Annotated in this window: 21 protein-coding genes; 10 read left to right on the forward strand and 11 right to left on the reverse strand. The window is 66.9% G+C overall.

The window, feature by feature from the left end:
* Positions 1-31: 31 nt before the first annotated feature.
* Positions 32-382 carry a winged helix-turn-helix transcriptional regulator gene (locus ABD050_RS01215; RefSeq protein ID WP_343887290.1) on the forward strand — a complete coding sequence of 117 codons (351 nt, stop codon included), beginning with the start codon at positions 32-34 and terminating at the stop codon, positions 380-382.
* Between the two features lie 11 nt (positions 383-393).
* Here the strand turns inward: ABD050_RS01215 and ABD050_RS01220 are convergent, their stop codons facing one another.
* From ABD050_RS01220 to ABD050_RS01230, 3 genes are all read right to left on the reverse strand, one after another.
* Entirely contained in the window at positions 394-1011 is a 618-nt protein-coding gene (locus ABD050_RS01220; protein ID WP_343887291.1) for a ParB-like protein, read from the reverse strand.
* Positions 1008-2606, reverse strand: coding sequence for a SulP family inorganic anion transporter (locus ABD050_RS01225; RefSeq protein WP_343887292.1), 1599 nt, complete (start codon positions 2604-2606; stop codon positions 1008-1010). Before ABD050_RS01225 ends, ABD050_RS01220 begins: the two co-directional genes overlap by 4 nt.
* Positions 2607-2718: 112 nt before the next feature.
* A complete protein-coding gene (locus ABD050_RS01230; protein WP_343887293.1) occupies positions 2719-4110 on the reverse strand; it encodes an aminotransferase-like domain-containing protein in 1392 nt (463 codons plus the stop codon).
* Positions 4111-4274: 164 nt separating this feature from the next.
* Here ABD050_RS01230 and ABD050_RS01235 point away from each other — a divergent pair, with 164 nt between their 5' ends.
* Genes ABD050_RS01235 through ABD050_RS01245 form a run of 3 tightly spaced genes read left to right on the forward strand, consistent with a single transcriptional unit; the run spans position 4275 to position 6232 of the window.
* Positions 4275-5114 carry a PhzF family phenazine biosynthesis protein gene (locus tag ABD050_RS01235; protein WP_343887426.1) on the forward strand — a complete coding sequence of 280 codons (840 nt, stop codon included), beginning with the start codon at positions 4275-4277 and terminating at the stop codon, positions 5112-5114.
* Position 5115: 1 nt separating this feature from the next.
* Entirely contained in the window at positions 5116-5736 is a 621-nt protein-coding gene (locus tag ABD050_RS01240; RefSeq protein ID WP_343887294.1) for a DJ-1/PfpI family protein, read from the forward strand.
* A 46-nt stretch (positions 5737-5782) separates the two neighbouring features.
* On the forward strand, positions 5783-6232 hold the full coding sequence (locus ABD050_RS01245) for a hypothetical protein (protein WP_343887295.1): 450 nt from the start codon (positions 5783-5785) through the stop codon (positions 6230-6232).
* Positions 6233-6254: 22 nt separating this feature from the next.
* Here ABD050_RS01245 and ABD050_RS01250 read toward each other — a convergent pair whose 3' ends face one another.
* The 5 genes from ABD050_RS01250 to ABD050_RS01270 all read right to left on the reverse strand — a co-directional run bounded on the left by ABD050_RS01250 (position 6255) and on the right by ABD050_RS01270 (position 13504).
* On the reverse strand, positions 6255-8594 hold the full coding sequence (locus ABD050_RS01250) for a TonB-dependent receptor (RefSeq protein ID WP_343887296.1): 2340 nt from the start codon (positions 8592-8594) through the stop codon (positions 6255-6257).
* Positions 8595-9022: 428 nt separating this feature from the next.
* Positions 9023-10243 (reverse strand): hypothetical protein, encoded by a 1221-nt coding sequence (locus ABD050_RS01255; protein WP_343887297.1) that lies wholly within the window; start codon positions 10241-10243, stop codon positions 9023-9025.
* A gap of 806 nt (positions 10244-11049) precedes the next feature.
* Entirely contained in the window at positions 11050-11943 is an 894-nt protein-coding gene (locus ABD050_RS01260) for an alpha/beta fold hydrolase (protein WP_343887299.1), read from the reverse strand.
* Entirely contained in the window at positions 11940-12362 is a 423-nt protein-coding gene (locus ABD050_RS01265; protein ID WP_343887300.1) for a nuclear transport factor 2 family protein, read from the reverse strand. Before ABD050_RS01265 ends, ABD050_RS01260 begins: the two co-directional genes overlap by 4 nt.
* 335 nt (positions 12363-12697) lie before the next feature.
* The gene (locus ABD050_RS01270) at positions 12698-13504 is read right to left on the reverse strand and encodes a hypothetical protein (RefSeq protein WP_343887301.1); all 807 of its coding nucleotides are present in this window, start codon (positions 13502-13504) and stop codon (positions 12698-12700) included.
* Between the two features lie 380 nt (positions 13505-13884).
* On the opposite strand from ABD050_RS01270, the gene ABD050_RS01275 reads away from it, so the two are divergent.
* Positions 13885-15102, forward strand: a complete 1218-nt coding sequence (locus ABD050_RS01275) for a hypothetical protein (RefSeq protein ID WP_343887302.1) — start codon at positions 13885-13887, stop codon at positions 15100-15102.
* Between the two features lie 523 nt (positions 15103-15625).
* Entirely contained in the window at positions 15626-16288 is a 663-nt protein-coding gene (locus tag ABD050_RS01280; protein WP_343887303.1) for a helix-turn-helix domain-containing protein, read from the forward strand.
* A 9-nt stretch (positions 16289-16297) separates the two neighbouring features.
* On the opposite strand, the gene ABD050_RS01285 is transcribed toward ABD050_RS01280, so the two are convergent.
* Positions 16298-17017, reverse strand: a complete 720-nt coding sequence (locus tag ABD050_RS01285) for an arylesterase (protein ID WP_343887304.1) — start codon at positions 17015-17017, stop codon at positions 16298-16300.
* Between the two features lie 43 nt (positions 17018-17060).
* On the opposite strand from ABD050_RS01285, the gene ABD050_RS01290 reads away from it, so the two are divergent.
* Together ABD050_RS01290 and ABD050_RS01295 are read left to right on the forward strand one after the other, a co-directional pair.
* On the forward strand, positions 17061-17771 hold the full coding sequence (locus ABD050_RS01290) for an ABC transporter ATP-binding protein (protein ID WP_343887305.1): 711 nt from the start codon (positions 17061-17063) through the stop codon (positions 17769-17771).
* 11 nt (positions 17772-17782) lie between these two features.
* The gene (locus ABD050_RS01295) at positions 17783-20278 is read left to right on the forward strand and encodes an ABC transporter permease (RefSeq protein ID WP_343887427.1); all 2496 of its coding nucleotides are present in this window, start codon (positions 17783-17785) and stop codon (positions 20276-20278) included.
* Position 20279: 1 nt separating this feature from the next.
* Here ABD050_RS01295 and ABD050_RS01300 read toward each other — a convergent pair whose 3' ends face one another.
* Both ABD050_RS01300 and ABD050_RS01305 read right to left on the reverse strand, forming a co-directional pair.
* On the reverse strand, positions 20280-21614 hold the full coding sequence (locus ABD050_RS01300) for an ATP-binding protein (RefSeq protein ID WP_343887306.1): 1335 nt from the start codon (positions 21612-21614) through the stop codon (positions 20280-20282).
* Positions 21611-22327: a response regulator gene (locus tag ABD050_RS01305; protein WP_343887307.1), complete on the reverse strand. Its 717-nt coding sequence runs from the start codon at positions 22325-22327 to the stop codon at positions 21611-21613. The genes ABD050_RS01300 and ABD050_RS01305 overlap by 4 nt, the downstream gene beginning before the upstream one ends.
* 159 nt (positions 22328-22486) lie before the next feature.
* Here ABD050_RS01305 and ABD050_RS01310 point away from each other — a divergent pair, with 159 nt between their 5' ends.
* Together ABD050_RS01310 and ABD050_RS01315 are read left to right on the forward strand one after the other, a co-directional pair.
* On the forward strand, positions 22487-22894 hold the full coding sequence (locus ABD050_RS01310; RefSeq protein WP_343887308.1) for a hypothetical protein: 408 nt from the start codon (positions 22487-22489) through the stop codon (positions 22892-22894).
* Between the two features lie 67 nt (positions 22895-22961).
* On the forward strand, positions 22962-23405 hold the full coding sequence (locus tag ABD050_RS01315) for an EF-hand domain-containing protein (RefSeq protein WP_343887309.1): 444 nt from the start codon (positions 22962-22964) through the stop codon (positions 23403-23405).
* The last annotated feature ends 3 nt before the right edge of the window (positions 23406-23408 follow it).

Here is a 23408-nt window from a genome sequence, read left to right on the forward strand (position 1 = left end):
GAGCCCTGATAGAAGGCACCTCGAGGTACCTATGACCGTTCAGCGCCGCACAAACCCAGTCAGCGATTGCCCGCTCACCGCAGCCCTGGCGGCGGCCGGCGGCAAGTGGAAGCTGATCATCATCTATTGGCTAGCCGAGGGTCCGAAGCATTTCGCCGGCCTGCGCGAGCAGATGTCGTCGATCTCGCAGAAAGTCCTGACCGAGCAGCTTCGCGAGCTGATCGCCGACGAGATCGTCCACCGCGAGCAGACCGGCGCGGCGCCGACACCGGTGATCTATTCGCTTACCGACTATGGCAGGTCGCTGCTGCCGCTGGTCGAGACGGTGCGCCTCTGGGGGCGCGGCCATATCGAGCGGTTCGAGGGCGCGTCACCGCCCTGAACGACGCCTTCTCAATCATGCGGCCCGGCCCAGCCCGGCAGATAGCCGCAGGGCGGCTTGCGGGCGAGCTTCAGCGCTTTCTCAACCGCCCCCTCGAAATCCTCCTCCAGCGTCGCGCGCGGAATCTGGTGGCGCAGATAATCGGCCCATAGAAACTCGGTATAGGGCACTTCGGACTTGGCATAGCCGCCGGCGCGGCGCAGCTCGCCGGCCAGCGATCGATAGGGATCGTCCTTCAGCTTGCCGATATGCCTGGGGATCGCCTTGCTCGGCTGGATGCGCCCGTCGGCATCATAGGGGTGAAGCCAGTTGCGATTGTCGAGGAAGGTCTTGAACAGCCGATCCTTCACATGGGAAAGATCGGCGACGATCCGGATCAGTACATCCTTCACCCCCTCGTCATGCAGCGCGCGGGCGAGGTGATGATTATCGATGATCCAAGCCCGGCCCTTCGGCCCGATCACCGCCGGAATCATGTGCCGCCCGAGATAGTCGGGCCCGTCGCGGTCCACGCGCTCGCGCCATTCCCGCCTTTTGCGCTCGACCTCGCGATAGCCGACGGTCATCTGGGTAGGGCGGAGATCGTCGATCTTCACCGGGTGGAGCAAAGGCTCGAAATCATGAATCATGGCGTTCCTCCGATCGAGGCGACGGCATCGTCGACACTGTAGAAGCTTCGGCTGACGATATCATCAGGGCCCGCCGCGCCGAGCAGGTCGCGCGCACGGTCATGGACCCGGGCGAGGTGGAGCGTCATCCCGCTCTTGCGGAGCCGCGTATCGAACTCGATCAGCGCGTCGAGCGCGGTGCTGTCGAGATCGAAGCTCTCCTCGAGGCTGAGCACCACCGCCCGCAAACCCGGCTGGGCGCGGACCTTCTGCTCCACACTCCCCAGCACCTGCTCGGCATTGGCGAAGAAGAGCGGCTCGGCCGGCCGCCAGATCGCGATGCCGGGGGGCGCCACCGCTTCGGGATGACGCTCGACATCGACATAATCATGGCTGTCGCCGAGCCGGCCGAGCTGGATGAGCGGCGGCGTCGCGAGCCGGCGGATCAGGGCGATGACCGACAGCGCGATCGCCAGCAGCATCCCGTCGAGAACGCCGAACAGGAGCACGCCGAGCGCGGCTGCGATCCCGACATATTGGTCGCGGTCGAGCCGCCACAGCCGCATCAGCGGCGCGAGGTTGAGCGCATGAGTCAGCGCGGCGATCACCACCGCGGCCAGCACCGGCCTGGGCAGATAGGCGATCAGCGGGGTTGCCGCGAAGGCGAGGGCGGCAAGCCCGAGGGCGGCGACCACCCCGGTCCAGCGGCTCGCCGCGCCCGCCGCCTCGCTCGCCGAGCCGGCGGAGAAGCCGGCCGCGACCGGCATGCCCTGGACGAGCGCCGAGGCGAGATTGGCGAGGCCGAGCGCACCGAGCTCGCGATTGGGCTCGAGCATGTCGCCATGCCTGAGTGCCAGCGCGCGCATCGTTCCCCAGCTTTCAGCGAGCAGGATCAGCACGAGCGGCAGGACGAGCTGCGCCACCCGCGACAATGTCCTGAACGGCAGCTCGGGCAGCACCGGCCATGACGGCGTGACGTCGATCGCGCCGATCACCGCGACGCCGTGCGCCGGCAGGTCGAGCGCCCGCGCGGCGAAGATGCCGAGCACGAGCACCAGGAACGCGCCCGGCACCCTGGGCAGCCGCCTGAGGCCGAGCAGCAGGCCGAGCGCGACGAGTCCTGTCGCGATGCTCGCGATATCCCAGTCGGGCGCAGCGCGCGCCAGCCCGATCGCAAGCCGGAAGATGTCGGGCGCCGCCACCTCGACGCCGGCAAGGGCGGGGAGCTGGCGCAGGATGATCGTGATCGCGAGCCCGAAGGCGAAGCCCTGCAACACGGGACGCGCGACGAACCCGGTCAGCCCGCCGAGCCGCAGCAGCCGGGCGATGAGGAACACGCCGCCGGCCATCGCCACCGCCACCGTCGCGATCACCCCGCGCATCGCCGCATCGCCGTGCATCGCTCCTAGCGCAGCGGCGAGGATCGCTGCCGAGGCGGAGGTCGGCGAGACGATCGCGAACCGGCTCCGCCCGGCCATCGCATAAACGAGGCAGCCGACGATCGCCGCGAGGATCGCCCGCCCCGGCGGCAGGCCGGCGATGCTCGCATAGGCAACCGCTTCCGGGAGCATGAGGCCGGCGACCGAAATCCCGGCGAACAGATCGGCGCGGCGCATGGCGGCGAGCTTAGGCGGATGGGGCGGGGATGGGAACGGGTGCGCCGTGGGACGCTCGGGCGACCGGTTCCCGCCACCTTCCGCCGTCATGCCGGACATGTTCCGGCATCCACTAACCGCACGCCTTCGCCAGGAAGGCGCTGACCCGGTCATCGTCGCTCATCACCACGTTGAAGCGGCAATAATCGCCCCAGGTGCCGCTCGGGCTGAACACATTGCCGGGCGCCAGCACGATGTCCTCGGCCAGCGCGGTGCGGGCCAGCGCCGTCGCGTCGATGCCGGCCGGCAGGCGTCCCCAGATGAACAGCCCCGCGGCGGGCTCGATCCAGGGTTCGATGCCGACATCGCGCAACCGGGCCATCGTTCGCGCCCGCGCGCGGGCAAGCCGGGCGCGCACGCCCTCGATATGCCGGCGATAGCCGCCATCGGTCAGCACGGCGTGGAGGATCTCGGCCGACAGCGGATTGCCCGACATCGAGGTCGCGATGCGCAGGTCGGCCAGCGCCTCGATCCAGTCGGGCCGCGCGGCGATATGCCCGCAGCGGATCGCGGCGGTGATCGACTTGGAGAAGCTGCCGATCCTGATCACCCGGTCGAGCCCGTCGAACGCGGCGAGGCGCGGCGCCGGGACATGCTCGAAATCAGCGAAGATGTCGTCCTCGACGATGACGAGGTCGTGCGCGTCGGCGAGCTTCAGCAGCCGGTGCGCGGTGGCGGCCGAGAGCGTCGCGCCGGTCGGGTTGTGGATCGCCGAGTTGGTCAGATAGAAGCGCGGCCGGTGCTCGACGAGCGCGGCGGCGAAGGCTGCCATGTCGGGCCCGCCCGGCGTCATCCTGATGCCGACGACTTTCGCCTGATGGGCGCGCAGCAAGGCCAGGAAGTTGAAATAGCAGGGGTCGTCGACCAGCACCGCGTCGCCGGGCTCGAGCAGGAAGCGGCTGACGAGATCGAGCGCCTGGGTGCTGCTGTCGGTCAGCACTATCTGATCGGGTGCGGCGGCGACGCCCTGCTCCTCGAGCCGCCGGGCGAGCAAGGCGCGGAGCGGCGGCGCGCCGAGCGGCGAGGCATAGCGGGTCAGCGGCCCGTCGGCATCGCTGCGCGCCACCGCGCGCATCGCCTTGCGGATCGGCGCGCCGGCCAGCCAGCTGTCGGGCAGCCAGCCACAGCCCGGCCGCAGCGCCTCGGGGCGATCGTTCAGCGACTGGCGCAGCATCCACAAGGGATCGACCTCGCGCTCGCCGGGCGTGCCGATCCGGTCGAGCGACAAAGGCGACAGCGGCGCCGCGACATAGAAGCCCGAGCCCGGCCGCGCGCGGATCGCGCCGTCAGCCGCGAGCCGGTCATAGGCCTCGACCACCGTCGATTTCGAAAAGCCGGTCGATTCGGCCATGGCGCGCACCGAGGGCAGGCGCGCGCCGGGGGTCAGGAGCCGCCGCTCGATGCGGTCGCGGATCAGCTGCATGACCTGCCCGGTGCGGGTGAGGTCAAGGTCGATTGTCGCCATCGTACTGCTTTCTTGATCGGTACAGTTTGTCCAGATTGTATCGATCCGTCCCTGTCATGGCCAGCGCGGCGCGGGCATTCGCCACGGCGGGCGCCATGGCGGGGATCGATGACCCGCTGCCGTTCCGGGCCTATGGCCGCTCGACTGACCCGAGAGGATTTCGCATGAACCGTCCCTTCAAGCTTGTCGACGTGTTCGGCACCGACGCCTTTACCGGCAATCCGCTTGCCGTCATCGCCGGTGCCGAAGGCCTCACGACCGAGGAAATGCAGCGCATCACCCGCTGGCTGAACCTGTCGGAAACCACTTTCCTGCTGCCGCCGACCCAGGCCGGTGCCGACTACCGCGTGCGGATCTTCACGCTGGCGCACGAGCTTCCCTTTGCCGGCCATCCGACGCTCGGCACCTGCCATGCCTGGCTCGAGGCGGGCGGCAAGCCGAAGCGCGCGGGCGTGGTCGTGCAGGAATGCGGTGCCGGGCTGATCGAGGTCAGGCAGAAGGAGAAGGGCCTGGCGTTCGCCGCGCCCCCGCTGATCCGCGACGGCGAACCGACCGAGGCCGAGATCGCCGAGCTGGTCGCGGTGCTGCGGATCGACCGCGACGCGATCGTCGCTGCTGAGTGGGTCGATAACGGCCCGGGCTGGATCGCGGTGCTGCTTGGCTCGGCCGAGGCGGTGCTGGCGGTCGAGCCGGTGCGGCATCACGCGGCGCGGATCGATATCGGCCTTGTCGGCCCGCATGCCCCCGGCAGCGATACGGCGTTCGAGCTCCGCGCGATCTTCAGCGGCCCCGATGGCGGCATGATCGAGGATCCGGTGACCGGCAGCCTCAACGCCTCGGTTGGCCAGTGGCTGTTCGCGAGCGGCCGGGCGCGCGGCCATTATGTCGCGGCGCAGGGGACGAAACTCGGCCGCACCGGACGCGTCGACGTGTCGCAGGACGAAAGCGGCCAGGTCTGGGTCGGCGGCCGCACGCTGACCCTGTTCTCCGGGCAGGGAGACTGAAATGCAGATTGCCATCCTGACCTTTGACGGTTTCAACGAGCTCGACTCCTTCATTGCGTCCGCGATCCTCAATCGCCTGAAGGGGAAGGGCTGGGCGGCGCACATCACGTCCCCCACGCCCGAGGTCACTTCGCTGAACGGGGTGACGGTCAGGCGCCAGAAGCCGCTCGCGTTCGCGCAGGAGGCGGATGCGGTGCTGATCGGCAGCGGCATCGGCACGCGCGCGGTCGCCGCCGATCCGGCCATGCTGTCGCTGCTGGCGCTCGATCCGGCGCGCCAGCTGATCGGCGCGCAATGCTCGGGCACGCTGCTGCTGGCGAAGCTCGGCCTGATCGGCGACCTGCCCGCCTGCACCGACCTGAGCTCGAAGCCCTGGGTGATCGAGGCAGGCGTCGAGGTTCTCGACGCGCCCTTCGTCGCGCACGGCAATGTCGCGACGGCGGGGGGATGCCTCGCCGCGCACTATCTCGCCGCCTGGACGATCGCGCGCCTCGCCGGCATCGCCGATGCCGAGGAGGCAATCCATTATGTCGCGCCGGTCGGCCAGAAACAGGCCTATGTCAGCCGGGCGATCGAGGCGATCGCGCCGTTCCTGCCGGTCGCGGCGCTGAACGCGGCGTGATGCTATTTCGGTGACGCCTCGCTGAGAGGCTGGTACGCCCGGGCCGATGCTGAGCCAACTCGACCTGGCGACCCTGAACCTCGAACAGGCGCGGGAGCTGCGCGCCGCCGGCATCGCCTATCGCGACATCGGCCGCCGCCTCGCGCTCACCTCGAGCCAGCTCAGCCATGTCCGCCGCAAGCTCAAGCGGGAAAAGGCGGCGCGGACGCGGCTGCGCTCGACCAACCCCGGCGCGACCGAACGCGACCTGCCGGTCAGCCAGTCAGTCCTGCCGGCCGGCCTGCGGAAGCGCCTGACCGCATCGGGCTACCGGACGCTCGGCGACCTCGCCGACCGGCTTGCCGATCCCGACTTTCCCGGGCTCGAAACCATGCCCGGCATCGGCCCGCACCGGGCGCGCCTCGTCAAGGCACTGCTCGATCATTTCGGCCTGCTGCCCGGCCCGAGCGACCTGCAGGCCGCTGTCGAAGCGCTGTTTCCCGAATTCGGCGACTGACCGTGCGGGCAGCTGCCGCGCCTCAGAATTTCGCGCCCAGCGATACGCCCCAGATCGTCGGCGCATTCCAGGTGCTGCCGATGCCGAGCGTGTTGAACAGCACCTGGGTCCGATAGCGCGTGCCGGTCACATTGTCGCCGAACAGGGCGAGCGTGTAGCGCTTCGACGGATCGCTCCACTGCGCCCGCAGCGAAAGCTGCTCATAGGCCTTCTGCCTGAACTGCTGCGACGGATCGAAATAGAAGGACGAGCTGTAATAGAGATTGCCCGACAGCGTCAGCCTGCCGCTGAACGCGTCGAGCGCATAGCTCGCGCCGGCATTGGCGGTGAATTCTGGCGCGCGCTGCATCTGGAAGCCGCTTGCGTCGATCACCGTCTGGGTCAGCGTCCCCGCCGCCGCTGGCGAGGAACAGGCGATCGACCCCGTCGCCGCCGGCGCCGGATCGCAATAGCTGTAATAAGGCGCGTTCCTGAACGACTTGTAGCGGGCATGCGTATAGGCAGCGCCGGCATTCAGGTTGAACGCGCTCGACACGCGATAGCGCAGCTGCGCCTCGGCGCCGTAAATCTCCGATGACGCCGCATTGCGTATCTGCGCCGCGCCGTTCTGGAAGCTCGAGACCTGCAGGTTCCGGTAATCATAATAGAAGCCGGCCAGATCGATCGCGAAGACGCGGTCGTCATATTTGTAGCCGAGCTCGAACGCGTTGATGTTCTCGGGCTTGACCGGCACCTTCGACAGGCCGCCGACATTCAGGAGCCCCGATTTATAGCCCCTGGTGTAGGACGCATAGACGCTCGATTCAGCGCTCGGCTTGTAGCGCAGCACGACGCGCGGCGTGACCGCGTTGTTCTTCAGGTCGTTGACCGGAATCTTCGTCTCGGGCGGCACCGTCACCGGCACCGGATTGCCGTCGGCACCCTCATAGGAGGTGATCGCGAAATTGGTCTTGAAATAGGCGTCGGTCACCACGTCATGGCTGTAGCGCGCGCCGGCGGTGATGAAGAATTTCGGCGTCACCTCATAGGTCAGATCGGCATAGGCGGCGGCCGATTTGGTCAGCGCGCTCGATCCGCCGAATGGCAGGTAGAAAGCGGGCTGGCTGAACGAGCCCGAGACGCCCCAGGTATCGCGTACCTGGAAATAATTGAGCCCGGCGGTCCATTGCAGCCTCGACCCCGTCTTCGAGTTGAACAGCAGCTCCTGCGAGAAGGTCCGGTCGACCGGCCGCACGTTGATCGCGAAGAAGGGCAGGGTCGTCACGTCGAGGTCGCCAAAATAGGGCGAATTGTCATAGCGATATTGCGTGTAGGAGGTGAGGTTCGCAAAGCCGAGATCGGCATGGATCGTGCCCTGGACGATGTCCGACCGGCTCTTGAAGCTGGTCAGCTCGTTCGACGCGACCCGGCCCGGCCCGGTCGCGAAGGTGCCCGCCGGCGCATAGAGATAGACAAGCGGCAGCCCCGCCGAGCTGGTGCGGCCATAGATCGCCTTGCCCGCCGCTGAGACCATGTTGAAGAAGCCGGCCTCGCCGGTCGTGTCGACATAGGCGTTGACGAGCTGCGGCGAGGGGTCGCTCGACTGGCTGTGCGTGTAGCGCAGCAGCACCGAGACATCGTCGGTCACCTCGATCTTCAGCCCGGCGCGGATCGACCAGCTTTCGGACTGGCCGATCTTCTTGTCGCCATTCACGATATTGGTGACATAGCCGTCGCCGCGCCGGTAATTGCCCTCGAGGTCGATCGCGACCCGGTCGCCCAGCCCGGTCGTGCCGTAACCCTGCAGCACCACGGTGTTGAAGCTGCCATATTGCGCCTTGAACTCGGCTTCGGGCGTCATGCTCGGGTCGGCGGTCGTCACCAGGATCGCGCCGCCGGTCGTGTTGCGGCCGAACAAGGTGCCCTGCGGGCCCTTCAGCACCTGGATGCTCTGCACCTTGGTGAGCTGGAAATCATTCACATAGGCGTTCTGCTGGAAGAAGCCGTCGACATAGATGCCGACATTGGGCCCGCCGCCCGATGTCGTGATCGCGGTGCCGACGCCGCGGATCGTCGGTTGCGAGGCCGGGCCCTGGGTGTCGAAGCGCAGGCCCGGCGTGAGCTTGGCCGAATCCGACAAATTGGTGACATTGGCGACCGCGAGCTGCTCCGCGCCGAGCGTGGTGACGCTGATCGGCACGTCGCGCGACGCTTCCGAGCGGCGCTGCGCGGTGACGGTGATTTCGGGGGCGAGGTCGTCGGCGGGCTTGGCGGCTTCGGTCTGGGCCGGCGAAGACGTCTGCGCCGCGGCGGCGGCGGGCGCGAGCGCTGCGCCGGCGAGCAGCGCGATCACCGAGGTCGCGGTGTAAAGGGGTGCACTCATGTCCGTCTCCTGAAACCGTTATTTGCGCTGCCGGTTCTGCCGCCTGGTGCGCTTATGAGCCGGCTGCCTGCCGCGATATATTCAGTCCGGCTTGATCAAAATGGACAAAAAATGAGATGCTAACGGTTTTATCGGAGACTGTGGCGGGAAGGTAACGGTGGCGCGGAGGGGCACAGGAAAGCGCGGCGGGATTGCTGCCTTGCCCGCCCGACGGGTTCCTCTAAAAGCCCCGACATGGAGCAGGTGCCGGAGCAAGACGGGACAGGCGCCGCGCCGAACGGGTCGGGTTTACGCACGATGCTCCATCGCCGCTTGGCTTGGCGCCTATGGGAACGAGACCGCGGTGACGATTCAAGCTTGGGTCGCGGGGGGAGCAAGGCGACTTGCCCCGGCCCTGCCGGTCGGCTCCCCTGCGAGACGGGCAAGCCTTACGGGATGACGCCGCCCAGCACGCCCCCGAACAAACCGCCCTTCTTCTTCTTGGGCGGGGCCCTTTCCTCGCGCTCGTCGCCCTGCGGCGCCCCGGCGCCCATCATGCCGCCGGGGCTGGTGATCAGCCAGCTCTGCATCGAGCGATAGCGCACCGTGCTGGTCCATTCGAGGTGCCAGGGCGCCCGTGGATTGGCGGGTTTCGGCGGATAGGAAAAATCGGCCTGCGGGCCATAGGCATAGAGCATGCCCATCATCATGTCCGGGCCGGAAGCCTTGACCTCGGCGGGAACCGTGCAGCTCGTCTGGGTTGGCGGCATCACCGCCTTTTGCCCGATGAGCCTGGTGACGGTGGCCGGCGACAGCCAGTCGGTCAGCCCGCCCCCGAATTGCTGGGTGGCGGAGGACGACCACCAGACCATGTCGCCCATATCGCCCCGCTGCCCCATCTTCATGGCCATGACAAAGGCGTAATAGCCGGTGGCGCCCGATATCCCGGTCCAGCCGAGCGACGTCGCGCCGTCGGGAAGCGCATGGCTGCGCGCGTTGAGCGGCGCCATGAAATCCTGCGACAGCGAGAAGCTGATATCCGGCGCGTAATTGGCGACGATCCGGTGATCGCCCAGGACCGAGCTGTCGCCCTTGACATATTTGCCGTCCCTGGCCGGCCAGCGGCCAAAGGTCCGGCTGTTGGCCATGCTCGGGCCGCGATCCTTCGGGATCGACGTGGAGAAGAGCCCGGGCGGCACCTGCCCCTTGGCGAGCCGGGAAAAGTCGATGATCACCGGCTGGCCCTTGCCCGCGTTCGGTCCGCAGCCCCAATAGATCAGCAGGCGCCCCTTGGGGCGCTGGAACTGCTCGTCGCCCATCTCGCCCTGTGTCGGAACCGGCGTCTCGAGCGCGACCGATTTTCCGAGCCTCGCGGCGGGCGGCATGAAATGATCGGCCTTTGGGCCGCCCTTGTCGGGCCCGCGCGACGATCCCAGCCGCAGGTTGAGCTCATGCTGCACATTGCCGCCGCCGCCGCCGAACATCATCGACATGCCGGCGCCCATGCCGCCGCCCATGCCGCCAATGCCCGAAACCGTGCCGACATCCATGGCGTACCGGGCAACCGGGCCGGGCGCGCCTGTCTGCGCCGCCACGCGCTGCCATCCGACAGCCCAGACTCCAACGGCGAGAGCCAGTCCCGCGCTTGCCATCATATAATGCGGACGCATCGTATCATTCCCCTGAAAGGTGACATCTGGGCGCGACATTATATGTTCTGGTTGCCGTCGATCGTTGAACCGGAGGCCTGCCTGAGTCAATTATTTCGTTGCTCAGGCCGGCGTCGGCCGCGTCCGGCGCGGAGGACATCCTGCCGGGCACGGGTGCGACAGGCACATGCTCCTGTCGGCCCCGCTGCGCACCCGGTTCCGACTCCTCGCGGCTCTCGCTGAAAGATGAAGCCCGTACGAAAAAAAGGCCGGAAGTTTCCTTCCGGCCCCCAGGGAGAGCCCAAAACAGGTCCTCAGCACCGCGCGCCTTTTACCGCGATCGGCTGCGCCAGGCCAAGCCGAGATGGCTCCAGATCCGCGACAAAAAAGGTGTCCGGAAGGGGGGCATTTCCAACCCATGTTGTTGAAATATTTCCCGAGCTTCGTCAAAATGCACTTTGCGGACTCGGCCGACTCGACGGGGTGCCCTCATCATGGACCGGTGGATAAGGACGCAAAACATCGCTCGCTTTGAGAGGTTGCTCTTTGCGGAGGCGGACGAGGAGCGCCGGGCGATCCTGGAAGGCCTTTTGGCGCACGAGCGGGCTTTGGCCGCCATCCAGTCCCAGGCGGCTGAGCCGGTCGTTATCGAGCCAAAGGCCCCAACCGCCAGAACCCCGATCGACCGGCGCCGGGCATAGCCATCCTGCGCGACAACGCCATTCCCGATTCTATTGCGGTGCTGCTACGGCGTCCCGTCCAATAACCCGCAAATTCAGCCCGCCGAAGACATCGCGCGCCCGTCCGCAAACCAATCAGCGCCCACCTCACCGCGACCCCAACTCAACCCGCCGCCCCAGAAATTCGCGAGCCAGCGCAGCGATCTCGTCGAGCTTTTCGTCGAGCGCGAAATGGCCGGCATCGAGAATATGCACCTCGGCGTCGGGCACGTCGCGCGCATAGGCATGGGCGCCCGCGACCGTGAAGGACGGATCGTAGCGCCCCCAGACAACCAGCATCGCCGGGCGGTGCTGTCGGAGCCATGCCTGCCAGCGCGGATAGGCGGCGACATTGTTGCGATAGTCATGGAACAGGTCCGACTGGATCCGCGCCTGGCCGGGGCGGGAGAGCATCGCTGCCTCGTCGGTCCAGCAGTCGGGATTATAGCGCTCCGGCCTCGGGCTCGAGCCGATATGCCGCTCGCGCGCGCCCTCGATCGACGTGAAGGCGGCGATCACTTTTTCCTCATGCGCCGCCCGGTCGCGCCAGAAGGCCTTGCGCGCCTCCCATAACGGCCCGAGCCCCTCCTCGTGCGACACGGCATTCTGGACGATGATCGCGCGCACCCGTTCGGGATGGCGCACCGCCAGCCGCATGCCGATCGGGCCGCCATAATCCTGCTGGAAAAGGACGTAGCGATCGAGCCCGAGCGCCTCGGTAAACCGCTCGATGACCTCGGCCAGGCGATCGAAGGTGTATTGAAAATCGTCCGGCGACGGGGCGTCGCTATGCCCGAAGCCGGGATAGTCAGGCGCGACGAGGTGGTAGCGATCCGCCAGCAGCGGCATCAGCGTGTCGTACATGCGCGACGACGACGGGAAGCCGTGGAGCAACAACAGGGTGGGCGCGTCCGGCGGTCCGGCTTCGCGGTAGAAGAGCCGCAACCCGTCGACCTCGATCGATCGATAGGAGAGGGTGGCTGATGTCGACAGCGAGATCATGACCGGCCTTCTCCCGCGGCCTCGCCCGGGCGGCGCGGTTCGCGCACCAGCTCGACCAGATGCGCGCGCGACGGCCCGGGTTCGAAGGGGTCGGCGAAATATTGAGTCTCCCGCGCCACCAGACCGTCGCTGAACTCCATGATGCTCACGACAAAGGACGGCGCGCCATCATAGCTGAGGATGATCTCGCTGACCCACAGATCGTCGCCGCCGATGATGCGGCTGACCGTGAAACGCTTCGTGCTCGGCTGGAGCCGCCGGCTCTCCTCGATGGCGCGGCGCCCGCTGAGGCGTTCGCCCGATTGCGGATAGTCGAGCACTGCATCCTCGCGGTAGATGTCATGTTCGACGACGAAATCGCCCGCGTCCGAGGCCTTCCAGTGGCGTTCCAGCGCTGCCCGCACGGCTCGATCCGTCATCTCGACCTCCTGCCTGGCCGTGCCTTTACCGCACTGCCTGCGAGAAAGGCGATCATGGCGTCACCGGTGATCCGGGTGCCTGGCACTACATGGCATGCGGCGCCGGGTTACTTAACCCCCGATTCCGCTCGTTACGGTCCCCGCCCTGACGCCGGATCGTGCTCATTGAGACGGTCAGCACGAAATACATTGGAGATATAATGATTGATCGCGCCCGATCGATTGAAAACCAGCTGGCTTGATGTCCGTTCATCACCGAACCTGCCCTATTTTGGTGAGCGCCCCTTCCTTTTGCTACTTTTGGTCATGAACGGTGGGGCGGGCTTCGGCTCGCCCTAATTATTCAAGGGGCTGACATTTCGTCCAGTCGGGAAATCTGAACTATGCGGCTCCCAGCCGTCCTCCCCTTTGTGTAGCGAAGGCGCGACTGCGCAGCCGAATATCAAATAGGCTTTTGAAAACTGAGCGGCGAAACCAAACAGATTGCCCTCGGGGTGAAAGCCCCACCGATATCGGAATTGTTCGCCGATGTTCGTGTTCCTGCGACCGGTGAGAACATATTCCGGGAATAGGTTGTTCGAAACGTCTGCCGCCTTGTGCGTGGCGGGTTCGCTCCACGGACTCCAGGCAACCGCCATTATCCAATCGAGTGGCAAAGGGTAGCCAACCTCTTTGTAAAAGATTGCGCAGGTCAATCGCCGAGCGAACAACTTGAATGCCGCGCGCATCTCAGCCGGTAGCTCTAGGATTGTGGTTTCGGCAAAGGTCGTGCCCGGTGATAGCCACAATCCCTTAGCGCGAAAGTGATGACGCGCAGCTTTGGGACCTTTTAGGATTTTCGGCATAAGCTCAGGATTGTTGTTCGCAACTCCGGTCACCAATTTTTCGAACTGCTTTCCGGACGGCAGCGCATCGCTATGGTCCGCGAGCAACAGAGTGAGCGCGACGGCTTGCTCCCATTGCCCTGCCGAATTATTGCAACGCTTGCACGCCCCAAACGCGAAACCCTCCGGCGCAATACGATCCCTGAAGCACTCGCGCGATGGCACATGGTCCTCAGTCGCGGAGGGTGCGGTCGCGCAGAAATAGCAGGTAGGGTGGGCGGCCTTCAGTGTCGCAAGACGATTGGATTTCGCGGACATCGTTCGTGCCAGATGGTGGTGCCAATTCTGTGAATCGAACCATCGAGTTTACAAAACTCGCGCTTTACAAATGGCCTAAACTGGCGCGGACGCTCCTTCTAGCGTGGCTTTCCCGCCCTGCCAAGCCGCCGATCGCTTACCGATGCCTTGGTGCATTTTCGGTTACGTGCCGCGATTGAGTTAGCCATCCTCCAGCCTGGAGCGCCTGCAAGGGCGACTCCGCAATCGCAGGAGGACGGCTACTTCCATTACGTCACGTCATCTAATGCCCAGTCCCGGGCCATCTCAATCGTCACCACAATGAACCTACTATTTATTGCGGAGTGTCCATTGCTTATATAATAGTTTTCGATCAGCTGTGTTTTATTAGTGAGGTTGATATGCGCATCGGTGTGGCGCTGGTCGCGCTTTCGAGTTTGATTGCTCAACCTGTGTTCGCGCAGGCGTTGACGCCGGAAGCACCGTTGGTTGGTGGCGTGTTTGTGCCCATCAAGACTGTAGTCGCATCTTCGCTCGACGGTAAATGCGTTGACGTCAGCAAATATTATGTTTCGATTAACATCGCTCAGCTGCAGATCCAGCGCTCGACGAGCTGGATAACCAGTCTGTTTTCCGCGTCAAAATCGCTTGGTGCAAAGCTGGACGTTAGTCTGAGGCGAATGGACGGCACTGACGCGCCCAAGCCATTTTCGCGATCGATCAACCTGAACGCGGAGAAGGTCGGTAACTCGTTATTTCTGGCGCCGATCAAGAACGTAAAAACAATGGAAAAATACGATCTGACACCTAAAGGTGTGGAATATTCGGGGATCGGTATCGCGTTTTATTTCGTGCAAACCGACCAAGGCTCGCCGGAATTTAAGGTCTTCCAAAGTTTGGTGAAGGTTACAGGCGCGTTGCCCCTCCCAGCGAATCCTTACGCCGAAGGCCTTAAGATGGCGGGCGACTTGACGCAGGAAATCTTCTCGTCGAACGTCGCTGACGGGCAGACCGGCAATCCGGACGCGATCATGGACGCAACGCTTGCGACGAACGAAGAGCAAGCGAACGATGCAGGCTGCGCCGAAAGCGGTCTAGTGGCGGGAGCGCAGGCCGTCGTTTATCCCTTCCAAGGCAATGTTGCTGGCCTGCACGTCCTTCCGCTCGGTGATTTGGGGAAATATTGCTATTGGAAGCCGGGAGGCGGCGCACGCATCGTTTATTATAAGAAGACGGGTGCTTGCGCGGATTCGCCGCCTGATGCAGCAGTTCCACTAGACAATCCGTTGATCGCGTTCGCCGTCAACACCTGGCGCAAGCCAGGCACGGGCGTTGGCCAGAGTCCACCAATTCCGGCTTCGCCCGGCTCCAAAGGTACAACGACCGTGACAGGCGCAGACGTGACGGCTTTCGCGACCATCGATAGCAACAAAGCAACAATCGGCGGGCTTGACTTGAGCCATATAGCGAAGCTGGCGCAAGCGCTGGTCGGGAAGTCTCCTCTGTCGAAATCGGAGCTCAAATCGACGTTAGATTCGTCTTCTCCCGTCGAGCAAGAGGCCGCCCTCGCCCTTGGACGTTGCAAGGCACTGGGTATCGACCCGGCCGAGTGTCGTTAAGCAGATATGCCGCCGCCGTAGCGTTTCTTCAGGCCGCGTGATCGTTGGGAACAAGCGAATAGTTCAGACGAACTCTTCGTCCCGAGAGCGTTAGCATTGCAGTCGTGATCTTAATTTGAGGCGGATATTCTCGCGGCAGTACCGATATGCTCTCATGAGCAATCCGATACACCCGCGGAACGGCACATCGTCTGACCGGGTTTCGAGTTACGATGCTACGTTCAATAATCCAAATTCAGCGCCTGAGCATAAAATTTGGGACACTATACTTACTCCTAGGCGATTATCCCCTTGGCCGATGATGGGGATAAACACCTTACTTTGATCCATGGGCTGACAGTCACCACCGGTGGCACGAGAGGTTGCCAGCTTACTTAAACTCTGAATCATAACGATGAAACTATTGATTTATATACATAATTCTACACACGCCTCCCCACCCGAAATGTCAGCAACCCACATGACATTCTGACTCCACCCACCCGCGATTCAACCCCAACCCGACCCGCGCTACCCCGGCGCCATGATCTACAGCCCAGATTTCGCCGATCAGGCCCGCGCCATGTGCCGCCTCGGCGCCACCGACGAAGAGCTCGCCGAGCATTTCGGGGTCTGCGTCCGCACCATCTATCGCTGGCGCAACACGCATGAGGAGTTCGCCGAGGCGGTCGTCGCCGGCAAGGAGCACGCCGATGCCCGGGTCGAACGCGCGCTCTATTCCCGCGCCGTGGGGTGCTCCGTCCAGCGCACCAAAGTCTTCAAGCATGCCGGCGACCCCGATCCGGTCTACGCGACCTACACTGACCATCTCCCGCCCGATCCGGTCGCCGCGCTGAACTGGCTGCGTGTCCGCCAGCCGAAGAAATGGGGCGGCCAGGCGGAAGACAAGGAGGAGCCCGGCATCATCGAAATGTTCGAACGCGCGCTCGCCCGCGTTAACGACCCCGAGTCACCCTTTCGAGCGGAGCCGTGCCAGACGCAGCCCGAAGCTGCTGAACCGGAGCCGGAACCGGGCGCGGCAACAAAGCCCGAGGCCGATCCGGAGCCCGATCCGGCGCCAGCGCCCGACTCCAACCCACCATCAGCGCCGCGCCCCGAGCTGACACCCGAGCCCGAACGACCCCGCCCGGTCTTCTGGGCCCCGGTCTACGCCCCGCTCAAGCCCCAGCCTCGCGGCTATGGCTAGGCGCGCCGCTCAACCGCCGCCTTGCTCTGCCCCCTTCAGCCGCCCGGCCACGACCGGCGCCAGCCGGTCCGCAATCACCGCCACCCCCGCCATATCAGGATGGATATGATCGCCCTGGATCAGCTTCGGCTCGCCGATCACCCCGTCGAGGATGAACGGATACAGCCCGGTCTTGTACTGCGCCGCCAGGTCAGGCCAGATCCGGTCGAACGCATCGCCATAATCGGGCCCGAGATTGGGCGGCGCCTTCATCCCCGTCAGCAGCACCGGGATATGCCGCTTCGCCAGCATGTCGAGCATCGCGGCGAGATTGGCGCGCGTCTCGGCGGGCGCGATCTGGCGGAGCGCATCATTGCCGCCGAGGCCGAGCATCACCAGGTCGGGCTTGCGCGACAAATTGTCGAGCGCGAACGCAAGCCGCGCCCGGCCGTCGGCGCTGGTGTCGCCCGAGACGCCGGCATTGACGAAGGTCGCGTTGATCCCCTGTCGCCGCAGCCGCATCTGGATGGCATCGGGCAGGCTCTGCCCGCGCGGCAGGCCATATCCGGCATAGAGGCTGTCGCCGAACGCGAGCACCAGCCGCTCCGGGCCGGCCGGGCGCGGCGCATCGAGCGGCGCGACGTCAGCGACAGTGGCGCCCGGAGCAGGGGAGGGCGCTGGCGTCGGCTGGCCGTCGCATCCGGCCAACAGCCCCCCCAACAGCACCACTTGGAGAAGCAGCGCCGCCACCCCATAACGTATCGGTCCACGCTCCAAGGCGATTTTCCCCTTCATGCCGAATGATTCAAACGCCGATATGGTGATCTCAGCGCGCGCTGTCACGCTGACCCTCGGCGCAGCGCCCGCGCCGACCAATATCCTGCGCAGCATCGATCTCGATGTCGCGCGCGGCTCGAGCGTCGCGCTGCTCGGGCCGTCGGGCTCGGGGAAATCCTCGCTGATGGCGATCCTCTCCGGGCTCGAGCGCGCCACCTCGGGCAAGGTCGAGGTCGCCGGGCTCGATTTCGGCGTGCTTGACGAGGATGCGCTGGCCCGTGCCCGGCGCGGCCGGATCGGCATCGTCCTCCAGGCCTTTCATTTGCTGCCGACCATGACGGCGCGCGAGAATGTCGCCGTGCCGATGGAGCTTGCCGGCATCCCCGACGCCTTCGCCCGCGCCGATGCCGAGCTCGAGGCGGTCGGTCTTGCCCACCGGCTCGATCATTATCCGGCGCAGCTCTCGGGCGGCGAGCAGCAGCGCGTCGCCATCGCCCGCGCGCTCGGCCCGCGGCCGGCGCTTGTCTTCGCTGACGAGCCGACCGGCAATCTCGACACGAAGACCGGCGCCGCGATCATGGACCTGCTGTTCGAGCGGCAAAAGGCGGCCGGCGCGACCTTGATCGTCATCACCCACGACGCGCATCTCGCCGAGCGCTGCGACCGGATCGTCGAGCTCGCCGATGGCAGGATCGTCGCTGACCACGCACCCGGCGTGCCCGCGTGAACGACTGGCGCATGGCGTGGCGGCTCGCGCGGCGCGAGCTCGACCTGAAGTTCCGCGGGCTGCGGCTGCTGCTCGCCTGCCTGTTCCTCGGCGTCGGCGCGCTCGCCGCGATCGGCAGCCTCACCCAGGCGATCCAGCGCGAGCTCGCCGCGCGCGGCGCGACGGTGCTCGGCGGCGATCTCGAATTCGCCGTGTCGCAGCGCCCCGCAACGGCTGACGAGCGCGCCGCGATGGCCTCGCTCGGCACCGTGTCGGAGACCGCGCGAATGCAGGGCACCGCCGTCGGCGGCACGCCCGCCGCGCCGCTGATCGTGCCGATCGAGCTCAAGGCGGTCGACGGCGCCTATCCGCTCTACGGCGCGCTCACGCTGGCCGATGGCCGCTCAGTGCAGGCGCCGGACGCGACCACCGCCTGGATCGCGCCGGCGCTCGCCGAGCGGCTCGGCGCCCGCCCGGGCGCCACTTTCCGCCTCGGCTCGGCGATGTTCAGGGTCGGCGGCGTCATCGCGCAGGAGCCCGACCGGCTCGGCGAGGGCTTCACCCTCGGCCCCGTCGCGATCGTCTCCACCGCCGGCATGGCGCGCACCGGGCTGATCCAGCCGGGCAGCCTGTACAACAGCAAATATCGCATTGCGGTGCGCGGGGGCCGCAACCTCCAGGCGCTCGCCGATCGCTTCAAGGCGCGCTTCCCCGATGGCGGCTGGCAGGCCAAGACGCGGGACCGCGCCACCCCGGGCGCGGCGCGCTTCGTCGAGCGGATGGGCCAGTTCCTGATGCTGGTCGCGCTCTCGGCCCTGGTGATCGCCGGGATCGGCGTCGGCAACGGCGTCTCCTCCTATCTCGCCGCGCGCCGCCCGGGCATCGCCACGCTCAAGATCCTCGGCGCGACATCGGGGATCATCGCGCGCATCTATGTGCTCCAGATCGGCGTCGTGGCGGGCATCGGCATTGCCGCCGGGCTCGCGGTCGGGATCGGCGCGGTCCCGCTGATCGTCGCGCTCGCCGGCGATGTGCTCCCGGTCGCGCCGAAATTCTCGGTCGAGGTGATGCCGCTCGCGCTCGCCGCGCTCTACGGCTTGCTGATCGCCTTCGCCTTCGCGGCACCCCCTCTGGTCGCCGCCGGCAGCGTCCCCGCCTCGGGGCTGCTGCGCGGCCATTTCGACCAGCGCCGCGCGCCACTTCGCCGAATCCTCCCCTGGATGGCGGGCGCCGGCATCGCGATCGTCGCGCTGGCGATGGTCTCGGCCGCGCAGCCCTGGCTCACCGCGAGCTTCCTCGGCGCGGTCGCCGGCGTGCTGCTCGCGCTGGCCGGCTTCGGCTGGCTGGTGCGCAGGGGCGCGGCGATGCTGCCCAGATCGCGCCGTCCGCTGCTCCGGCTGGCCATCGCGGCGCTCCACCGCCCCGGCGCGCGCACCGGCACCCTGGTCGTCGCGCTCGGCCTTGGCCTGACCCTGTTCGTGCTGCTCGCGGCGATCCGCACCAGCATCGACGCCAATATCGCCCGCACCGTCCCGGCCCGCGCGCCCGCCTTGTTCGCGCTCGACGTGCCCTCCACCCGCGAGGCTGAATTCCGCCGCGTCATCGCCGGCATCGCGCCGAACGCGAAGGTCGCGACCGTCCCGGCGATGCGCGGCACCATCACCGGCTATGGCAAGGTCCGCGTCGCCGATCTCAAGGCCATCCCCGAGGGCGCCTGGGCGCTGCGCGGCGAGCGTGGCCTCACTTATGCCGAGACCCTCCCCGAGGGCAGCGTACTCACGGCCGGCCATTGGTGGCCGAAAGACTATGCCGGGCCGCCGCTCGTCTCGATCGATTCCAAACTCGCCGAGGCGCTCGGCGTGAAGATCGGCGACACGCTCAGCTACAGCCTGCTCGGCGTCGAGCGCACCGCCACGATCGCCTCCTTCCGGGAGATCGAATGGGATACGCTCGGCTTCAACTATGTGCTGGTCTTCTCGCCCAACGCGATCTCGGACGCGCCGCACAATCTCGCCGCCACCATCGATGTGCCCCGGGGCCGCATCCAGGCAGTGCTCCGCGCGCTGCTCGCGCCATTCCCCTCGGTCTCGGTGATCGAGGTCGGCGGCGTCCTTGCCCAGGTGCGCGATCTCGTCGCGCAGATGGCGGCCGCGATCACCGCCGCCACCTCGGTCGCGGTGCTCGCCGGCATCGCCGTGCTGGTCGGCGCGATCGCCGCGGCGCGCGAGGCGCGCACCTATGACAGCGTCATCCTGCGCACGCTCGGCGCGACCCGCGCCCAGGTGCTGGCGAGCCAGGCGATCGAATATGCCATGCTGAGCGCAGTCCTCGCCTTGCTCGCGCTCGCGCTCGGGCTGGGCGGCGCCTGGTATGTCGTGGTCGAGCTGTTCGAGTTCGCCTGGTTGCCCGATTACGGCGTTGTCGCGGCCACGCTGCTGGGCGGCATCGCGATCGTCATGGGCCTCGGCCTCGCCGGCGCCTGGCCGATCCTCGGCGTACGGCCCGCGCGGGTGCTGCGTGAGCTGTGAGTTACGCCGCTGCGTAGCGGATCGTCACCCGCAGCCCGCCTTCGGCCCGATTGGCGAACCTGACCTCGGCCCCGTCGCGCGCCGCCAGCGCCCGGACGATGGCGAGGCCGAGGCCCGCGCCGCCGGTCTCGCGGTTGCGCGACGAGTCGCCGCGGGTGAAGGGCTCGCCGAGCCGCGCGAGGATGTCGGGCGCCACGCCCGGGCCGTCATCCTCGACGACCAGCTCGATCGCGCCCTCCGCATGGTCGATGCCGATGCGGACCGCGCTGCCGTGGCGCAGGCCATTGTCCACCAGGTTATCGAGGATCCGCCGCACGCCCATCGGGTTCGCCATGACCCGGGCAGCACTGCTCGCCTCAGCCGTCACCGCCTCGCCCAGCTCGCGGCGCAGCGCGGCCATGCCGGTCACCACCTCCGCCAGGTCAATCCGGGTCGCCGACGGCGCCCGCGCCTCGTCCTCGGCGAGGAACAGCGTATCGTTCAGCAAGGCCGCCATCTCGTCCAGGTCCCGCGCCGCCCGCGCGCGCTGCTCCGGATCGTCGATATATTCGGCGCGCAGCCGCAGCCGGGTCAGATAGGTGCGCATGTCGTGCGCGATCGCAGCGAGCACCCGGGTCCGCTCCTGCATCAGCCCCCGGATCCGCGCCTTCATGTCGTTGAACGATCCGGCCAGCTCGCGGATCTCGCGCGGCCCGACCAGTGGCAGGTCAGGTGCATCGAGATCAGCGCCGAAGCGCCGCACGCCCGTCGACAGCTCGGCGATCGGCCGTGTCGTCTGGCGCACCGCGAGCGCGAGGACGAGCAATACCACGAGACCGCCGATCGCGCCGAGCATCGAGCGCGAGCGCAGATAGGCGCGCATCGCCGCGGACGGGGTGCTTGTGAACAGGATCGCGCCCTGGCGCAGGCCGATCGCGACGGTAACGGGCGCAAAGAAGCGCGCCGGACGTGGCTGTGATCCGATCAGCCGGCCGATCAACGGCCGCCGCCCGTCGACGACCACCGGGCGGCCCGGCAGGGCATGGGCATAATAAGCCTGCAGCTCGGCGAGGTCGGTGGTGGCCGGTGCCACCGGCACGGGCATGACGGGCTCGAGCCGCACCGTGTACAGGCCGCCGTTGAAAGTGTCGGCAAGGCCCGCGCGCGCCTCGGGCGGGGCGCGGTCGATTGCTTCGGCGATCACCGCCGCCTGGCCGGGCAGGGGCAGGTTATAGGGTCGCAGCGCGTCGCCGCGCGAGGGCAGGGTGGTCAGCGCCACCACCATCAGGTTGAGCGCGACGAAGCCGAACAGCAGGATCAGCGTGATCCTGAGCGACAGGTTCGATCCGATCGTCATGCCCGTGCCGAGGGCAGGGTGAACTGGTAGCCGCCGCCGCGCACTGTCTTGATCAGCGTGTCGCCGCCGGGCCGGTCAGCGAGCTTGCGCCGCAACCGGCCGAGCTGGACGTCGATCGCGCGGTCGAAGGCAGCGGCGCTGCGACCGCGCGTCCAGTCGAGCAGCTGGTCGCGGTTGAGCACGCGCTGCGGATGGGTGACGAAGCAGAGCAGCAGGTCGAATTCGCCGGCGGTCAGCTCGACCGGCGCTTCGGCCGGGCAGGTGACCGAACGGGTGCCGACATCGATCGTCCAGCCGCCGAAGCGATAGCGTTCCGCGGGCAGGGCGGCGGTGCTGCGATGCCGCTCGCGGGTGCGACGCAGCACGGCGCGGACCCGGGCGACCAGCTCGCGCGGGTTGAACGGCTTGGGCAGATAATCGTCGGCGCCGATCTCGAGCCCGACGATACGGTCGACATCGTCGCCCCGCGCCGTCACCATCAGTACCGGCACGTCGCCCGCCGCGGCCAGCCGCCGGCACAGCGACAGGCCGTCCTCGCCGGGAAGCATCACGTCGAGAATGGCGAGGTCGATCCGCTGGCGCTGGTTGAGCTGGTCGAACTCGACCGCGGTCGGGCAGCCGATCGCGCGGAAGCCCTCGCGGGCAAGCAGATCGACTACCAGCGAGCGGATCTCGCGATCATCCTCGACCACCGCGATGCAGATCGTTTCCATGGGCACGAGAATGCTCCGGCCGGCGGCTCCGGAAAAGGCCCCGGGATGCCGTGTTACACAATGTTACCCTTTGTCACCTGACCGACGCTACGCGCTTACCTTATGCTGCCATCTCCCATCCCATGTCGGCAACACCGCCGGCGGCATGAGGAGTCGATCATGACCAAGGCGTATCTTACCATCACCACCGCCCTGGCGGCATTCGCGGCGCTGTCCGCCGCGCCGGCGATGGCCCGCGGCCCGCACGGCCATGTTCTCAGCATTCAGGGCGCGAACGGGCGCGGGCTGGTCCAGTCCCGCAGCGTCAGCCGCCAGCCGGGTTCGGCGAGCGTGTCGCGCAGCCTGCAGACCAATGGCGGCCGCGGCTACCAGTCGTCGCGCAATGCGAGCTGGGGCAATGGCAGGTACGACAGCAGCCGGACGGTCACCGCCAATGACGGCCGCACCCTGAGCCGCACCACGACCGCGACCAACAATGGCGACGGCACCGCCAGCTTCGGCACGACCGTGACCGGCCCGAACGGCAACAGCCGCGGCGTTTCGGGCACGGTATCCGTGCAGCACTGACGTCCCCCCCCCCCCCGGCGGCCGCGCCTCCCCCCGGGCGCGGCCGCACCCCCGACAAGGAAAAGACATGACCAGGACAATGCTCATTTTATTGCTGGCCGCATCGGCCACCGCCGGCCTCGCCGCGCCGGCTGCCGCGCAACGGTTCGGCGGCCGCGATCCGATGGACGCGTTCGAGAATGCGGATAGCAATGGCGACGGCATCGTCACCAGGGCCGAGTTCCTCGCCGCGCGAGGCGCCCGCTTCGCGAAGATGGACCGTAATGGCGACGGGGTCGTCAGCCGCGACGATTTCGGCATGATCCTGAAGTTCCGACCCCAGGCCGGCCAGAAGCTCGATGCCTTCATTGCCCAGGCCGATGCCAACCATGACGGCAAGGTGAGCCGCGCCGAGCTGGCCGCCGCACCGACCCCGATCTTCGATCTCGCCGATGCCGATCATGACGGCCGGGTCGACAAGGCGGAGATGGCCGCCGCGCGGGATCGGGTCCAGAAGCTGGCGCAGCGGTAACCC

It is taken from the genome of Sphingomonas oligophenolica (genome assembly GCF_039522915.1).
Taxonomy (GTDB): Bacteria; Pseudomonadota; Alphaproteobacteria; order Sphingomonadales; family Sphingomonadaceae; genus Sphingomonas; species Sphingomonas oligophenolica.

Coding starts and splice junctions, on each gene's coding strand:
- ABD050_RS01215 (WP_343887290.1), top strand. CDS start 32: ATGACCGTTCAGCGCCGCACAAACCCAGTCAGCGATTGCCCGCTCACC.
- ABD050_RS01220 (WP_343887291.1), bottom strand. CDS start 1,011: ATGATTCATGATTTCGAGCCTTTGCTCCACCCGGTGAAGATCGACGAT.
- ABD050_RS01225 (WP_343887292.1), bottom strand. CDS start 2,606: ATGCGCCGCGCCGATCTGTTCGCCGGGATTTCGGTCGCCGGCCTCATG.
- ABD050_RS01230 (WP_343887293.1), bottom strand. CDS start 4,110: ATGGCGACAATCGACCTTGACCTCACCCGCACCGGGCAGGTCATGCAG.
- ABD050_RS01235 (WP_343887426.1), top strand. CDS start 4,275: ATGAACCGTCCCTTCAAGCTTGTCGACGTGTTCGGCACCGACGCCTTT.
- ABD050_RS01240 (WP_343887294.1), top strand. CDS start 5,116: ATGCAGATTGCCATCCTGACCTTTGACGGTTTCAACGAGCTCGACTCC.
- ABD050_RS01245 (WP_343887295.1), top strand. CDS start 5,783: ATGCTGAGCCAACTCGACCTGGCGACCCTGAACCTCGAACAGGCGCGG.
- ABD050_RS01250 (WP_343887296.1), bottom strand. CDS start 8,594: ATGAGTGCACCCCTTTACACCGCGACCTCGGTGATCGCGCTGCTCGCC.
- ABD050_RS01255 (WP_343887297.1), bottom strand. CDS start 10,243: ATGCGTCCGCATTATATGATGGCAAGCGCGGGACTGGCTCTCGCCGTT.
- ABD050_RS01260 (WP_343887299.1), bottom strand. CDS start 11,943: ATGATCTCGCTGTCGACATCAGCCACCCTCTCCTATCGATCGATCGAG.
- ABD050_RS01265 (WP_343887300.1), bottom strand. CDS start 12,362: ATGACGGATCGAGCCGTGCGGGCAGCGCTGGAACGCCACTGGAAGGCC.
- ABD050_RS01270 (WP_343887301.1), bottom strand. CDS start 13,504: ATGTCCGCGAAATCCAATCGTCTTGCGACACTGAAGGCCGCCCACCCT.
- ABD050_RS01275 (WP_343887302.1), top strand. CDS start 13,885: ATGCGCATCGGTGTGGCGCTGGTCGCGCTTTCGAGTTTGATTGCTCAA.
- ABD050_RS01280 (WP_343887303.1), top strand. CDS start 15,626: ATGATCTACAGCCCAGATTTCGCCGATCAGGCCCGCGCCATGTGCCGC.
- ABD050_RS01290 (WP_343887305.1), top strand. CDS start 17,061: ATGCCGAATGATTCAAACGCCGATATGGTGATCTCAGCGCGCGCTGTC.
- ABD050_RS01295 (WP_343887427.1), top strand. CDS start 17,783: ATGGCGTGGCGGCTCGCGCGGCGCGAGCTCGACCTGAAGTTCCGCGGG.
- ABD050_RS01300 (WP_343887306.1), bottom strand. CDS start 21,614: ATGACGATCGGATCGAACCTGTCGCTCAGGATCACGCTGATCCTGCTG.
- ABD050_RS01305 (WP_343887307.1), bottom strand. CDS start 22,327: ATGGAAACGATCTGCATCGCGGTGGTCGAGGATGATCGCGAGATCCGC.
- ABD050_RS01310 (WP_343887308.1), top strand. CDS start 22,487: ATGACCAAGGCGTATCTTACCATCACCACCGCCCTGGCGGCATTCGCG.
- ABD050_RS01315 (WP_343887309.1), top strand. CDS start 22,962: ATGACCAGGACAATGCTCATTTTATTGCTGGCCGCATCGGCCACCGCC.